General features: G+C 65.8%; 13 protein-coding genes. 5 read left to right on the forward strand and 8 right to left on the reverse strand.

What is annotated here, in order from left to right:
* Nucleotides 1–130: 130 nt before the first annotated feature.
* The 3 genes from ACIA58_RS23310 to ACIA58_RS23320 form a co-directional block, all read right to left on the reverse strand.
* Nucleotides 131–1,150, reverse strand: a complete 1,020-nt coding sequence (locus ACIA58_RS23310; RefSeq protein ID WP_396405858.1) for a DUF5937 family protein — start codon at nt 1,148–1,150, stop codon at nt 131–133.
* Nucleotides 1,151–2,016: 866 nt separating this feature from the next.
* The gene (locus ACIA58_RS23315) at nt 2,017–2,730 is read right to left on the reverse strand and encodes a LysM peptidoglycan-binding domain-containing protein (protein WP_396405859.1); all 714 of its coding nucleotides are present in this window, start codon (nt 2,728–2,730) and stop codon (nt 2,017–2,019) included.
* A gap of 14 nt (nt 2,731–2,744) precedes the next feature.
* Nucleotides 2,745–2,936: a hypothetical protein gene (locus ACIA58_RS23320; RefSeq protein WP_396405860.1), complete on the reverse strand. Its 192-nt coding sequence runs from the start codon at nt 2,934–2,936 to the stop codon at nt 2,745–2,747.
* A gap of 583 nt (nt 2,937–3,519) precedes the next feature.
* Here ACIA58_RS23320 and ACIA58_RS23325 point away from each other — a divergent pair.
* Nucleotides 3,520–4,422 carry an enoyl-CoA hydratase/isomerase family protein gene (locus tag ACIA58_RS23325; RefSeq protein WP_396405861.1) on the forward strand — a complete coding sequence of 301 codons (903 nt, stop codon included), beginning with the start codon at nt 3,520–3,522 and terminating at the stop codon, nt 4,420–4,422.
* 8 nt (nt 4,423–4,430) lie between these two features.
* Here the strand turns inward: ACIA58_RS23325 and ACIA58_RS23330 are convergent, their stop codons facing one another.
* The gene (locus ACIA58_RS23330; RefSeq protein ID WP_396405862.1) at nt 4,431–5,048 is read right to left on the reverse strand and encodes a TetR/AcrR family transcriptional regulator; all 618 of its coding nucleotides are present in this window, start codon (nt 5,046–5,048) and stop codon (nt 4,431–4,433) included.
* A gap of 338 nt (nt 5,049–5,386) precedes the next feature.
* On the opposite strand from ACIA58_RS23330, the gene ACIA58_RS23335 reads away from it, so the two are divergent.
* The gene (locus ACIA58_RS23335) at nt 5,387–6,172 is read left to right on the forward strand and encodes a helix-turn-helix domain-containing protein (RefSeq protein WP_396405863.1); all 786 of its coding nucleotides are present in this window, start codon (nt 5,387–5,389) and stop codon (nt 6,170–6,172) included.
* Here ACIA58_RS23335 and ACIA58_RS23340 read toward each other — a convergent pair.
* A complete protein-coding gene (locus ACIA58_RS23340) occupies nt 6,155–7,363 on the reverse strand; it encodes an MFS transporter (RefSeq protein ID WP_396405864.1) in 1,209 nt (402 codons plus the stop codon). The genes ACIA58_RS23335 and ACIA58_RS23340 overlap by 18 nt on opposite strands.
* A 239-nt stretch (nt 7,364–7,602) precedes the next feature.
* Here ACIA58_RS23340 and ACIA58_RS23345 point away from each other — a divergent pair, with 239 nt between their 5' ends.
* Both ACIA58_RS23345 and ACIA58_RS23350 read left to right on the forward strand, forming a co-directional pair.
* Nucleotides 7,603–8,535, forward strand: a complete 933-nt coding sequence (locus tag ACIA58_RS23345) for an RNA polymerase sigma-70 factor (RefSeq protein WP_396405865.1) — start codon at nt 7,603–7,605, stop codon at nt 8,533–8,535.
* A gap of 42 nt (nt 8,536–8,577) precedes the next feature.
* Nucleotides 8,578–9,759 (forward strand): NAD(P)/FAD-dependent oxidoreductase, encoded by a 1,182-nt coding sequence (locus tag ACIA58_RS23350; RefSeq protein ID WP_396406503.1) that lies wholly within the window; start codon nt 8,578–8,580, stop codon nt 9,757–9,759.
* A gap of 105 nt (nt 9,760–9,864) precedes the next feature.
* On the opposite strand, the gene ACIA58_RS23355 is transcribed toward ACIA58_RS23350, so the two are convergent.
* The 3 genes from ACIA58_RS23355 to ACIA58_RS23365 form a co-directional block, all read right to left on the reverse strand.
* Nucleotides 9,865–11,295, reverse strand: a complete 1,431-nt coding sequence (locus tag ACIA58_RS23355; protein WP_396405866.1) for a serine hydrolase domain-containing protein — start codon at nt 11,293–11,295, stop codon at nt 9,865–9,867.
* Between the two features lie 47 nt (nt 11,296–11,342).
* The gene (locus ACIA58_RS23360) at nt 11,343–11,741 is read right to left on the reverse strand and encodes a J domain-containing protein (RefSeq protein ID WP_396405867.1); all 399 of its coding nucleotides are present in this window, start codon (nt 11,739–11,741) and stop codon (nt 11,343–11,345) included.
* A gap of 683 nt (nt 11,742–12,424) precedes the next feature.
* Nucleotides 12,425–12,868 carry an Hsp20/alpha crystallin family protein gene (locus ACIA58_RS23365; protein ID WP_396405868.1) on the reverse strand — a complete coding sequence of 148 codons (444 nt, stop codon included), beginning with the start codon at nt 12,866–12,868 and terminating at the stop codon, nt 12,425–12,427.
* A 241-nt stretch (nt 12,869–13,109) separates the two neighbouring features.
* Here ACIA58_RS23365 and ACIA58_RS23370 point away from each other — a divergent pair, with 241 nt between their 5' ends.
* A complete protein-coding gene (locus ACIA58_RS23370) occupies nt 13,110–13,778 on the forward strand; it encodes a hypothetical protein (protein ID WP_396405869.1) in 669 nt (222 codons plus the stop codon).
* Nucleotides 13,779–13,816: the final 38 nt, after the last annotated feature.

The raw sequence follows: 13,816 nt of genomic DNA on the forward strand, positions 1-13,816 counted from the left end.
ACCTTTCTCTACAAGGCAGCCGGCCAGATCCATGGCCCGGTCCCGCTCAGCCTGTTCCGCGACGAGCACGGCGATCCCGTCACCTCCTGATCCGGGCCGGCCGAGCCGGACGTGCTCCCGTACCGCTGGTTCACGTCGTGGATCCAGTGGCCGAGGCCCGGTCATCGGCCTCGGATGCCCCCAGGAGGTCGGTGCCGAGTTGTGACCGCAGGTAGAGGACCTCACGTCCCGATCGCCACGAGGTCACCATCCCGGAGCGGCGAAGCACGGACAGGTGATTGCTGACCAGGCCAGGGCTCTGCCCGAGGGCGCGAGCCAGTTCGGTGGTGCTGCGCGGCCTGCGAACCTGCACCAGGATCCGGGCTCGGTTCCGTCCGATCAGCGCTTGGACTGCATCCTCCGCTGCGCCGAGGGAGCCTGTGCCCCATAGTCGGCCTACGCCCCGGGCACCGTAGTTCAGGCTCGGAACACCCATCGGATCCTGGGCGACGATCAGGCTGGGCCAGGCGAAGACGGAAGGCACCAGGAGCACGCCGTCGTCAGTCGAATCCACAATCTCGTACTGACCTGGATGTGAGCGTTTCTCGATCCTGAGGAGGTCTCCGTCGAAGCTGATTCCGGAGTGCAGCCCGGTCAACATGGCCTCGAACCCGTGCTGGGTGATCACCGACGCGCGATAGGCGAGATCCTCGTCGAGGATTCCTTTCATGTCGCTCCAGTACGGCGCGATGCACGCTTCCCAATACGTGTGGAGGGCTTCGGCGAGGCGGTCGCGCCCGGATGCGTGCCCGGAAACGAGTTCTTCGACAAGCGCGGGCGGGCGGCCGGACCAGGCTTCGGTGATCTGGTCGCGGAGGTACGAGTCCGGCATGGACGTCATCCGGCTCAGTTGCTGTTCGAGGGTCGTCCCCCGGGCGACTGCGCCGGCGAAGAGGAAGTCCGGGATGAAGCAGCTCGGCGGGGCTACCGCCTGCAGAACGGCGAGATCCAGCCGAGGCAGCCTCGCCCGTGCCGCTTCGGCCCAACGCCGGTGGACCGGAGATATTGATGTGCCGAGCAACAATTGGATGCTCCTGCCGACCTCACCGAGAGGTGAGTAGGCGAAGCGAACCCGACGCAGCGCCTGCCCGTTCAACGAGATCTCGATCATCATCCGACCGTACGAACGGTTCGCCCCTGTTCGAATCGCTCTCAAGGCCGAGATTTGGACCGTCCCTCGACCTTACGAGCGATTCGGACACGAACGAATCCTGCGCAGGAAGTTGAGATGTCAACGCCAATGGGTCGGCATTATTGGCGGCGGTTAGGAGTAGATCGGGTTCGCGGCTTGAGACATCGGCGCCGAGCTGTATCGGTGCACCCCGCAGTTCGTACTTCAAGACATAGGTCTCGCGATCCGGCTGATAGGACTCACCAAACGTTCAGGGTCGAGTTGCCGTTCGCGGGTGTCGTGATCGGAATCATCTGGTCTTGTCGGGCCCGCGAACTGTGAAGCGCGCGACCTCGCCGGACTGTTCTTCCTGTTGCCGATCCAGCTACAGATCACGGCCGGGTACACAACCCTCGCGACAGGACTGGCGCTGCTCCCGCTGACCGTGCTCACCCTTGTCCTGTCTGCCCAAGGCGGAGCTCTCACCACCCGGATAGGTCCACGCGGCCCCCTGGCCGCCGGGTCGTCGATCAGCGGACTTGCCCTCGTCCTCGCCACCCGGATCGACTCGAGTACCTCGTACTTGACCGACGTACTCCCTGTGGTCGGCCTGATCGGGATCGGGATTCCGCTGATCACCCCACCAGTCACCGCGACGGTGCTCGGCGCTGTTCCAGACACCCTCTCCGGTACGGCGAGTGCTCGGCGTACCCAGAAACGCGGAAACCTGACAGTGCGGGGAAGTCGTCGGCGGGGGAGCACAAGCCGACTCTCGGGTGTCGTCGCAACCGGGGTGCAGATTCCAGGAGTGGGACGTGGCAGGCTGCGCCAGCTCCGGGCGTCACCCGGAGCTGGTGTTCGCGACGTCAGCGTCGGACCTTCAGCTTCTGGCCGACGCGGATGAGTGTGCTTGTCAACCCGTTCAGTTTCATGAGCTCGGCGACCGACATGCGGTGCTGCAAGGCGATCCTGAAGAGGGTGTCGCCGGCCTTGACGACGACGATTCCCGATGACGCGGCTCGAAGGTCGTGGTGTCCCATCGTGCCCAGTTTCGTGGTGACCCGGGCTCGGACCTGGTCCATCGTCGGAAGGCCGGCGGTGGTGCGGGCCGGGTCGATCTTGCGCTTCGGTGCCCACTCCTTGTGTCCGATCAACATCGTGGACTGCCTGCGAAGTCCGAGGAGCAGGGTCGCGAACACGGTGTCGCAGGTCTCGAGCAGTCCGGGTGTCCAGATCTCCCCGATGCCGTCGTTCTCGACCTCGACGCCGATCAGGAACGCGTTCCCGACGTCCTTCGAGATGCCGATCAGCGGACCGCCCGCACCCGCGTGGTTCGCGCGGCCGGCGGCGATCGTTCGAACCGTCAGATCCCGGCCGATGAGCACGTGACACAGCGGGCCGTTGATGCCTGGCCGACCCTTCAGGACGGTGCTGAGCGATGGCGCTGAGCCACCGTGCTTGCCCGAGGCTGTGTGATGGAACATCACGCCGCGCGGCTCGAAAGTCCCCGGCCGCCCTCGCGTCTTCCAACCCGCGACCTCGAGCACCTTGAGTCCGCTGCTGCGGAATGCGTCAGCCATCCACGGAACGGTGCTCATCGGGCCACCCCGCTGTCGTCTTCCTCGAACTCGACGTCGTCCGTCGGTGCCAGTTCGACGCCGTCCTCCGTCAGCCCGGCTTCCGCTGTTGCTTCCGGTGACGCATCCCCCTGCTGGAGGACGTCTTCGTCTTCACCCCTGAGGTCCAGCTCGTCGATGGTGACTCTTTCGAGTTGTTCTTCACTCATGTGAAGCCCCCCTGTTGAAACTCCTGCGCTTGAACCAGTTATGCGGCCTCAACGGCCCGCACATGGCGAGGCCGGCACGCGGCCGAAACTTGGCGGCATGCCAAAGCGCCCCCCACGGCGCACTCGCCGCTCGTCGACTACCCGCCCCTTTGTTCCTCGATACTCCTCCGAATAGCCGAAGTCAAGAAACACAAATGAATGAAGCGACTGTACGAATTTGAGGCAGCTAATTGAAGGAGAAACCGTCGGCCGGCCGAATTCACGCGCGGGCCCTCGCCCACCAGTTAATCGTCACGCTGTAGCACGGCTCGGTCGCTACATGTTCCAGAGATGGGACATGCACGTGCCGGGCGCCGCCGCTTGCTCGGCCCGGCTCCGCGGCAGGTAGCCGACGCGACTGCTCTGGCCAACCCCGCCGTCGCCGCGGTGCTCGGTGGTACCTACCTGCAAGATGTCATCGCCGCCGTCGCCGCGGCCCGCGCTGGTACAAACCCTGGCTCGATGCCGACGGCAGATGCTTGGTATCCCCGAGGTAAAACACAGTAGACGTGGGCGTTCACTATGGCTATTCTCGGAAGGAACGATGACGTTCACTGTGCGCGCTGGACGGCGCGTCGCGATGGCACTGGAGGACGGCAAGGTGGCTCAGACGCTCAAGGATTGGCAGGCCCAGGTTGGACGCTTCGTTGCCCAGCCAAGGCTGGAGGACTATGCCGAGCAGTACGCAGAGTTCTGCGTGCTCGATCGACACGACGGCATTCTCGAGGCACGGTTGCACAGCGATGGCGGGTCCGTCACAGTGCACGACCCGGAGTGGTACGCCGTCCACAACGCCTGGGGCCGGTTGTGGCAGGAAGTCGGTCGCGATCCGGAGAACGAGGTTCTCATCCTGACCGGTTCGGGAAGCGATTGGTTTCGTCCCAGCGCGCCAACCGTCCAAGAACAGAACGAATCGCTCCACTCTCTCCAGCGACCGCCTGATCACGCGTATGAGCACGCGTACCACGATGGTACGAAACTCGTAGAGAACTTCGTGTTCAACATCGACATCCCGACGATCGCCGCAGTGAACGGTCCCAGTGCCGCGCACACGGAGTTCGCACTGATGTGCGACCTGACGCTGGCCGCCGAGACCGCGACGTTCATGGACCCGCACTTCCTCGTCGGAGTGGTGCCTGGAGATGGGCAGCAACTGGCGTTTCAGGAGCTGCTGGGCGCGAAGCGCGCTGCCTACCATCTCTACACGGGGCAACCGATCGACGCGCGTACCGCGCTCGAGCTCGGACTGGTCAACGAGGTCGTCGCGCCGGCGGATCTCATGCCACGCGCGCGAGAGCTGGCCGCAATGATCATGGAACGCCCACGCACCGCCCGCCGACTGACGCACGCGGTGATCCAACGACCGTGGAAGCGGCGCCTGGTGGACGACCTCGGCTACGGGATGGCGCACGAGATGTTCGCCATCGCCGCAGCACGCTCGTCCTGAAACGAGCCTCAGGAGCGTCGCGAGCGGCTGGTTGGGACCTTTCCGGCAGTGACGAGGGGGAGCAGCAACCGATCGACCACGTCGACCACGAACTCGTCCGCGAGGCGACCGTCGCCCGTCAGCACACGGTCAACGAGCATGGCCGGGCCGACTGCGGCGACGAGCGGGTCGCTCGCGAGCGACCCGCTCACCTCGTCCCGTTCAGCAGCTCGGGAGAGCGCATCCTTGATGCCCTCCCGACATGGCCGAAGGACGCGGTCTTCAAGCAGCTGCCGGCAATCCCTGTTGCCGGCAAGCGCCGCCGCGCGGAATGCGTTGCTGTGGGCCACTGTGCTCGCCTGCTGTACGCAGACCAGCAGCGCGAGAAGCTCGCCTCGCAGATCCCCGGTCGGCTCGATCTCAGCAGGCGAAGGCAGCGCGCTACGGAGAGCATCGAGGACAAGGTCCGACTTGTCGGTCCACCGGCGGTACAGCGCGGCCTTGCCTGTATGGGCGAGTGCAGCGATCCGGTCCATGGTCAGGGCCGCCAGCCCCACATCAGCGAGTTCGCGCAGTGTCGCGTCGAACACGGCACGTTCGAGCTCGGAGCCGCGCCGGCGCCGGGCCGGAGGTGTCACCGCAACCACAGAGCCTCCAAGGAACGCACTCGTCTACAAACGTACTCTCGCATGGAGCACCCATGAAACCAACCTGCGATGTCACGTGGCGGTGGGGCTGTGTCGTCAATGCGAGACAATGGCAACTTCGGCCGCTGGAGTGATACGCGTATGGACACCGGACCCCGTGCCGCACGGCCGCGCATCGGAGGCCAACGACTGGAAGAGATCCTGGAGACGACAGTGCAACTTCTCACGGCTGTGGGCTACGACCGGCGCTCTCTCGACGACGTCGCAACGCTCGCCTCTGCCGCGCTGGTTGCGTTGGAACCCGTCCCCGGAGCATCAGGCCCTGTCGACGGTGCCGTATGAGCCTTCGTGACGGGACCTCGGCCTTCCTCATGACCACCCTTCAGCGACAGCATGCCGAGGTAGGCGAGTCACTTGGCCCGGTGCCGGGCACGCATCTCTGGGCGCTGATTCTCGAGGGCACGGCTCGACTCGAATCGAAGCAGGGAACGGTCACCCTTCGAGCGGGTGACGCGGCGCTTGCCTCGGTGCTCGACGGATGCTCTGTCATTGCGATTGACCCGGTGCAGGCCATGGTCAGCGATCTCCGGCCGTTGCTTCTGCCGTTTCGCATGCCTGACCCGTTCATCGCGACCAGCTTCAGCCGACAGCACCCTGCAGTGACCCGGCTGGTTGCATCGTGCCCGTTGGAAGAGCGCCGGCAGTCGCCCTTGTGGACGGTCAGCTATGCCGGGCTACTGGGCGCGGCCATGGTCGCCTCGTGGCAGGAGTCAGCGCCGGGCGACCCGTCTGTTCGTGACTCGGCCATCGCCGATCTGCTCGAGGCTATCGCTGACGCACCTGGGGAACGCTGGACGCTGCGGCAGATGGCGAAGACCGTGCACCTCTCGCCGTCGGCGATGAGCGCTCGGTTCCGCCGGGCGACCGGGCGAACGCCGGCCGAGGTGCTGCGCGAACTCCGCATGAGTGAGGCGCGACGGATGCTCGTTGAGACGTGCAAATCCATCGGGACAGTGGCCTTCGACGTGGGCTACGGGTCAACGGCTGCGTTCAGTCGGGCCTTTTCCGCGCAGCATGGGGTCGCACCCAAGGACTGGCGGCGCGACTCAATCACCGCTTGCTGACGGCAGCCGGATCGCGGCGAACCCGAGACCCGCAAGTACTGCGGACACAGCTCCCGCGACCAACGCCAGTCGGACGCCGTGCGCGTCCAGGAGCCGCCCGCCCGTTGCGGCGCCGATGGTGATCGCGATCTGGAAGGCCATCACGCTGAGCGCGACCGCCGATTCGGCACGCTCGGACTCGACACGAGCGAACCAGAGCTGGATGGCCACCGGAACCATATTGAAGGCGAAGCCCCATACGCCCACTGCGACGGCCGCGATCGGGACCGTAGCGGCGGTCGCGGTGAGTGCCAGGCTCGCACCGAGGAGCGCGGGGGCTCCGAACGCCAGCAGTCGGAGGCGGCGTGCGATCAGGCCGGCTGACAGGCTGCCGGCCACTCCGCCGATGCCCCAGGTCAGGAGGAGTGCGGTCGTGACATCGGTATCGACTCTTCCGATGGCCAAGCGGATGTAGGGGTAGGCGACGAAATTTCCGAACACGGACAGCACGGTGAGCACGATTCCCGTCCGGATGAGGCGATTGCCCAGGACCGCCCGCATCATTCGCAAACCAGCCGACGGATGAGCCGGGACTTCCGGCAGGGTGGCCCAGACAACCGACGCCGCCAACGCACATGCGACGGTCACGCCAACGAAAGCCGGACGCCACCCGAGGTGGTCGTCGACGAGTGCGGCCAGTGGCACGCCGAGCACCGATGCGAGACTCACTCCAACTGCCAACACGGTGGAGACCAGGTTGGCCTTCGCCGGCAGGACCCGAACGCCGGCACCGAAGGCGAATGCCCAGAACCCGGCAATCGCCACCCCCAGCATCATCCGCCCGGCGAGGAGTACGGCGAAGTCCGGAGCAACGGCGACCGCAAGATCTGCGAGACTGCCCAGCACGAGCAACGCGACCAGTACCCGACGTCGGTCCGTACGAGGCAACATCAAGGGTATGGCCGGCGCCGACAGAGCACCGGCGACGGCAGTGAATGCCACGGCGAGACCGGCGGTGCCATAACTGATTCCGAGATCGTCGGCGATCGTCGGGAGGGCGCTCGCCGGCAGGAACTCACTGGTCACGAGCACAGCTATGCCGGCACCCAGCGCTGCCACGGGTAGCCACGGGCTCCTCGTCGACCTACTCCGCACGCCGGTGGATCCGCCGGTGGACTCGACACTCGATCCACAGATGTCTTCTGCTGTCATGACACCAGTGTTCGGCTTCACCCGTGGTTGACGTTGATCGAGCAACGCGACTGGTTGATTGACAGTCCACGGCTTCGATCCCGGTGGCTTTACCGTCTAGCCAGTCGCGCGGCAGCTGCCATCCCTGGAGCTGTGCGGATCCGATGTCACGTCCGAACGACGTACCTCGTCTACTCGCTGTTGGGCGCGGGACAGCAGGGAGGGGTCGCGATGAGGCAGGCGTTCCGAGAGGCGCTGGCGTGAGCGCCGCGGAAGAGTTCGAACAGCATCGGGATCTGCTGTTCGCGATTGCGTACCGGATGCTCGGGAGCGTTGGCGATGCCGAGGACGTCGTTCAGGAGACATGGCTCCGCCTTGCGGCCGCGGATGCTCGCCCAGTGTCGATGAAGGCGTACTTGTCGACGATCGTGACGAGGCTGTCGGTCGACCATCTTCGCTCGGCGCGGGTGCGCCGCGAGTCCTATGTGGGCACGTGGTTTCCTGAGCCTCTGCTGAACGACAGGTACGAAGGGCCCGAGGAGTCCGCAGAGTTGGCCGACTCGGTCTCGATGGCGGCCCTGATCCTGCTGGAGCGTCTGACGCCGTTGGAGCGGGCCGTGTTCGTGCTCCGTGAGGTGTTCGGGTACAGCTTCGCCGAGATCGCCGCGGCGGTGGGACGCACCGAGGACGCGTGCCGGCAACTCGGCGTACGAGCCCGGCGTCATATGGACGAAGGCCGGCCGCGCTTCGATGCCGACCAGCGGGATCGTGAACGACTCGCGGCGCGGTTCTTCGATGCGCTGTACCGCGGTGACGTCGAGAGGCTTCGCGAAATCCTCACGGCAGACGCGGCTCTGATCGCCGACAGCGGCGGCAAGGCACCGCTGTGGGGTGCGGGGATCTTCGGGCGGGAGAACGTGTCCCAGCTGCTGGCTACCCGGTTCCGCGCTCTGCTTGATATCGGCATCAGCGTCGAACCACACACAGTCAACGGGCAGCCCGGTGCGGTCTTCCGCGATCGGGCGCATCACGTCCTGCATACCTGGGCGATGGACATCGTCGACGGTCAGGTCCAGACGATCCGCACCGTCCTCAACCCGGACAAGCTGCGCCACGTCGGGCCGGTCGCGAATGCGTGGGCCGTCCTTCGCGAGGCGAACCACGCCGCGAAGCGGCAACGGCCACTCAACTGACAACGAGAACCTATGAAGGAGTCACACGTGGAAACCGATGTAATGGTGATAGGCGGCGGGTTCGCCGGAGTGTGGTCCGCTGCGGCGGCCGCACGACTCCGGGAGCGCACAGGCCGCACCGACATGACCGTCATGCTCATCACGCCAGGGGACCAGCTCGTGATCCGGCCGCGCCTGTACGAGCCTGAACCGACACGCATGCAGGTGCCCTTGGACCGGATCCTCGGCCCGATCGGTGTGCAACAACTTCGCGCCCAAGTCACCCAGATCGACACCCGAACCGACGAGGTGACCACGCGGGACGGCGCCGGCAGAACCCACGCAGTGCACTACAAACGCTTGGTGCTTGCTACGGGCAGCCATCTGCGTCATCCCGACTTGCCGGGGGCCGAGCATCTTCACAACGTCGACACCATGGAGAGCGCTATTGCGCTCGAGAATCACCTCGACGCACTGCCGGCCGGGCCCGATATGTACAAGGCGGTCGTGGTCGGCGCCGGCTTCACCGGGCTCGAAGTCGCCACCGAACTTGTCGATCGCCTCCGATCACGAGCCAGTTGGACTGGTCGTGAGACCGAGGTGCGGGTGGTACTGGTCGAACGCGCCGACCAGGTCGGACCCGACATCGGTGACTACCCTCGCGCTGCCATTGAGGCCGCTCTGAAGGAGACCGGTGTCGAGGTCCAGCTCGGGGTCGGCGTCACCGCAGTCTCGTCAACAGGTGTGCAACTCACCAACGGCGGCTTCGTCGCGGCGCCGACTGTGATCTGGGCGGGCGGTCTCACGGCAAGCGGTCTCACTCGCCAGATCGCCGGCCGCCGCGACGACTTGGACAGGATCCTGGTCGACGACGCGCTCCGCGTTCCTGATGCGCCTCATGTCTTCGCCGCCGGAGACACCGCGTCCGCTGCACTCGACGACGGCCGCACGGTGCTGCAGTCGTGCCAGTACGCGAGCCAGCTCGGCAAGCATGCCGGCCACAACGCGATGGCAGACCTGGTCGGCGTCGCACCGGTTGCGTTCAGTGCGATTCCTTATGTGACCTGTCTGGATCTCGGAGCAGCCGGAGCAATATTCACGACCGGCTTCGAGCGCAGCGTCCAACTCACCGGGACAGCCGGCAAGGATCGAAAGCGGCTGATCAATCAGGAGTGGATCTATCCGCCGCTCGACGACGCGAAGCGGATATTGGCTGCCGCCGACCACGCTTCCAACCGCAGGTAAGCGGAACTGACCACGGAGTCCGTCGAGTGGTGCGGATGCGATGATCGCGAGATCCCCATGTCTCCAGGGCTAATCGCAGCAGGAGTGAGGTGCTCCCCGGTTGGCTCACGAGCGATCTGGACGGGTGATCAGACCCGATCGCAACTGGTTGATCAGGTTCGGCCCGACCAGCGGCACGATGTTCCAACTGGCGGTAGCGCGGCTCCCGTCGATGGCGACGCGTACTCGACTGGGACTTGTAATGACGAACAGGTCGGCGAGGAAGACGTCGCCATCCCAACCGCCCGCCGCCACGACCGGCCGCCCGAGCGGCGAGCTCTCCTGCCACTGACCATTGCCCACGGCAATGTCGAGGATTGCGCCTTCGGTGTTGATGCGCAGTGACCAACCTCGGGGTCCGGGAGTGATGGTGATCGAAGATCCTGGCGGGAGAGCGGCTCCTTCGGTCCAGGCGCCGACCACCCCGCCGGCGGCGATGTGCGGCCGGTGCTCGCCGGTGATCATCGGGACGGTCAGCCGTCCCAGACGATCGGCGAGCATGAGATCAGCTTCCCGCGATCCGTGCCGATCCAAGCTTGGCAAAAGACAATCCCAGACCACATCGAGCAGGCTCTGCATCCTTGTGGTCGCGGCGGTGATCGCTACGACCACGTCCGCCTCGGGCAAAACCAGACACATCTGGCCCATGGCACCGTCTCCCCGGTATCCGTGCCGCGATCGCCAGAAGTGGTACCCGTAGCCTTCCAGCCAATCCGGCGTACGCGCATTGTCCTCGAGCTGAAGGGTCTCGATTTGTCGCCGAGTGGCCAACTCGACCCACTGCCGCGAGACCAGTTGCCGGTCCAGCCAACGCCCGCCTTGCAGTAACAACTGACCGACGGCCGCCACTGCTTCAGTGGTGAGGTACAGGCCGTGGAAGCCGAAGGTGAGCCCATTGCCAACACGGTCCCACTCCGCGCCCGATATGCCCATCGGACCGAACAACCGCTCATCCAGGAACTCTGGCAGTCCCTGGCCGGTGACCCGCTCGACCATTCGAGCCAGGACGTAGCTGGTCGGATTGTTGTAGGCGTGGCGCGACCCGACCTGCGCCTCCGGTGCAATCCGCAGGAAGCCGCGCACCAGGTCCTCTGGCTCAAGCGTCCACGCAGCCTCCAGAACATCCTCGGAGTGACCGGTCGACATGCTCAACAGATGGTGGACTGTGAGCTCCTTGACCCGAGCCGACACCGACGGGGGCGCGTGATCGGCGAGGACGTCGACGACGCGGTCCTCCAGCGTCATTCGACCCTCGTCGACAGCAATGCCGACCGCGAGTGAGACGAACGACTTCGTCAACGAGTAGAGCAGATGCGGGCGCTCGGCCGAGTACGGCGTCCACCAGCCCTCTGCGACGACATGACCGCGACGCACGACCATCAGCGAGTGACACTCGATCGCTTCGTTCTCAAGCCGGTCGAGCAGCGCCGACAATGCTGGGGCATGTATTCCAGCGCTGGACGGCGACGTGCGTGGCAGGAGCGAGCGATGGCTCATGAGATCAGACTGTCGTAGCGACGAGGAGACCGGCCACTCCTTTAGCATCAGAGCCCCTGCACTCCAGCCACCCCCTGGGCGCGATGAGGCGTCCAGTGAACGGGTCCGACCCGAAGGGGTGGCTCGGGACCGAACGATGGCATCGCTGAGCTGTCCATCATCGGTCCGGCCGAGTCGGCTCCGACGTGCCCAGCGGGTGCCGCGTGGACCGCGTGGCGCTTCGCTTTGTCGTACGCCGCGCGAGCCACGGGGTCGCGGAGTACGGCGTAGGCGGCCAGAACTTCCTGGAAATGTTGACTGTCAGGTTGCGCCGGCTCTTCTTGGTCCTGCGCGTCGGGATGGTACCGACGGGCCAGCGTGCGGAACGCCTGGTCGAGTTGGTGCGCGTCGGCGTCCGCAGCTACTTCCAGAACCTTGTAGAGATCGGTTTGCCCAGACGATTTCATGACTCGTCCCTCCCGAGTTTGTCAGCGCGCCCGGGCTCGCGCGCCGGGTCGCTGGCGGAGTGCGACTCCCCGGCGTGTGTTTGATGCTGGTGGGTTTGACGGACCCGATCGAGGCTGATCCAGGACAGCCGGCCTGAGTGCGCGATGAGTACCTGAGCGCCGCATCGGCCTTGCCGGAGCGCGTGTGCGGTGGTGGTGATCCATTCTCCGCCGATCAGGACGCTCACCGGAGCCGGCAGCGGCCCGAGGCCCGTTCGTGCACGTGAAGCTGAGGGGGCGGTGACCCGGAGCCCGTCGCGGTCAGGGCGTGCACTGGTCGTCATTGGCTCCCCCTGTAAGTCGATCGGTTGGTGTCAGCCGAAGCCGACAAGGCTGGAAGGGTCAGGCCGGACGGGGCGATGCGGCGGCTTGCTGCGCAGCGTCGCGATGCCGCAGAACTCCGTGAGAGTCGGGCTGCTGCGTCACGGTTGCGTGATGGGACTGCCGGGTGTCGGCGCCGTCGGCCGCGGCGGCCGGGGTTTGTACTCCGGACGTCGCGGCCCGATCGGCGGTGTGGGCAGTGAATCGTCCCAGCAAGCTGCGAACCTCATCGCGCGCCTGCCACCATCGCATTCCGTCTTGCGCTGCTGGCGGATCTCGGCGGATCCGCAGTACGAGCAGCGACAAGACAGCGCGAGAGCCTGTCAGGCGTCGATTTGCTTGCGTCCTGCGTCGGTGTCGGCGATGGCGATCTTGCGCGGCTTGGCCTGTTCGGCGATCGGGATGCGGAGCGTCAGCACACCGCCGTCGTACGCGGCCTCGATCCGCTCCGGATCGAGGGTGTCGCCGAGGAGCAACTGCCGGGAGAACACCCCGAGCGGCCGCTCGGACACCTGCATCTCGACGTCCTCGCCGAGCTCCGGTGGACGCCGTTCGGCCTTCACCGTCAGCACGTTGCGCTCGATGTCCAGATCGATCGCATCCGCCGCCACGCCTGGCAGATCGAAGGCGACCACGTACTGTTCACCGTCGCGGTAGGCGTCCATCGGCATCGGATTCGGCCGCGACCAGGTGCCGGGACTGGTGGTGCCCCCGAAGAACTGAGTGAGACGGTCCAGCTCACGGAACGGATCGGTTCGGATCAACATTTTTGTCTCTACCTCCTGTGTCCTTGTGTATGAACCCGTTTCGCGTTCTGTGTGGTGCTCTGCACCACTTCCGATATAGCATGTCATCGGAACGATGACAAGAGAGGTTGTCAAGATTCCGTTGACAAGGATCGGACTTGGAGGACCTGTGTCGCAACGCCGAGGGGAAGGCTCAACGACCTTGCCGCCACAGCCGGGCGCTCCATCAGCGAGTGAACTCTTGACGGTGCTGGAGAGTGCCGTGGCTCGTCTCGGAGCGGCGGATCCGGCGTCGGTCGAGAGCGGGCATGGTTCGGCGTCGGATGAGGTTGCCATCGGCGCCGACCGGCTCCTGGTCGCCTTGACCGAGCTGCGTCGGCTGCGGGCCCGTCTTGCACGCTGGGAACCAACCTTGATCGCGGCTGCGCGCGACCGGGGGGTGACGTGGACCGACCTGGCTCCCGTACTCGGGGTATCGAGTCGGCAGGCCGCCGAATCACGGTACCTGCGGATGAAACGCGACACTCCCGAAGCCCGGACCACAACTCGTGATCAGCGGATGCGCGCCACCCGCCACCAGCGATCGGGCGACCGCGCGGTAGCAGGATGGGCAAGAGACAACGCCGCCGAGCTACGAAGCATCGCCGGCCAAATCGCGGCCCTGCCCAACGCCGAAGCCACTGGCAGCGGGGACGGTGCTCGTGAACGCGCCGCACTTGTCTCCAGAGTGACCGATGCTCTCGGCAACAACGACGCTGCCGCACTCGTTGCTCCGCTGCTCGACGCAGGCTCCGCACTGCGCGCGACGCACCCAGCCTTGGCTGGTCAGGTCTCGGCGCTCGCTGCCTCGGCCGAACAGATCCGCGCGGCTGACCTGGACCGCCGCACCACCGGATCGGCCTCAACGCCAGCCAGTCCAGACCGCGGATAGCAGGCTCCGTTGGGGGTGCCACGTCGGTCTCCGGGGGT

This window comes from Kribbella sp. NPDC051586, assembly GCF_044453965.1.
GTDB lineage: Bacteria > Actinomycetota > Actinomycetes > Propionibacteriales > Kribbellaceae > Kribbella.

Bases quoted from the DNA above. Each gene is read 5' to 3' on its own strand.
- ACIA58_RS23335 (WP_396405863.1), top strand. From the start codon at position 5,387: ATGAGCCTTCGTGACGGGACCTCGGCCTTCCTCATGACCACCCTTCAG.
- ACIA58_RS23355 (WP_396405866.1), bottom strand. From the start codon at position 11,295: ATGAGCCATCGCTCGCTCCTGCCACGCACGTCGCCGTCCAGCGCTGGA.
- ACIA58_RS23365 (WP_396405868.1), bottom strand. From the start codon at position 12,868: ATGTTGATCCGAACCGATCCGTTCCGTGAGCTGGACCGTCTCACTCAG.
- ACIA58_RS23350 (WP_396406503.1), top strand. From the start codon at position 8,578: ATGGTGATAGGCGGCGGGTTCGCCGGAGTGTGGTCCGCTGCGGCGGCC.
- ACIA58_RS23310 (WP_396405858.1), bottom strand. From the start codon at position 1,150: ATGATCGAGATCTCGTTGAACGGGCAGGCGCTGCGTCGGGTTCGCTTC.
- ACIA58_RS23340 (WP_396405864.1), bottom strand. From the start codon at position 7,363: ATGACAGCAGAAGACATCTGTGGATCGAGTGTCGAGTCCACCGGCGGA.
- ACIA58_RS23360 (WP_396405867.1), bottom strand. From the start codon at position 11,741: ATGAAATCGTCTGGGCAAACCGATCTCTACAAGGTTCTGGAAGTAGCT.
- ACIA58_RS23315 (WP_396405859.1), bottom strand. From the start codon at position 2,730: ATGGCTGACGCATTCCGCAGCAGCGGACTCAAGGTGCTCGAGGTCGCG.
- ACIA58_RS23320 (WP_396405860.1), bottom strand. From the start codon at position 2,936: ATGAGTGAAGAACAACTCGAAAGAGTCACCATCGACGAGCTGGACCTC.
- ACIA58_RS23325 (WP_396405861.1), top strand. From the start codon at position 3,520: ATGACGTTCACTGTGCGCGCTGGACGGCGCGTCGCGATGGCACTGGAG.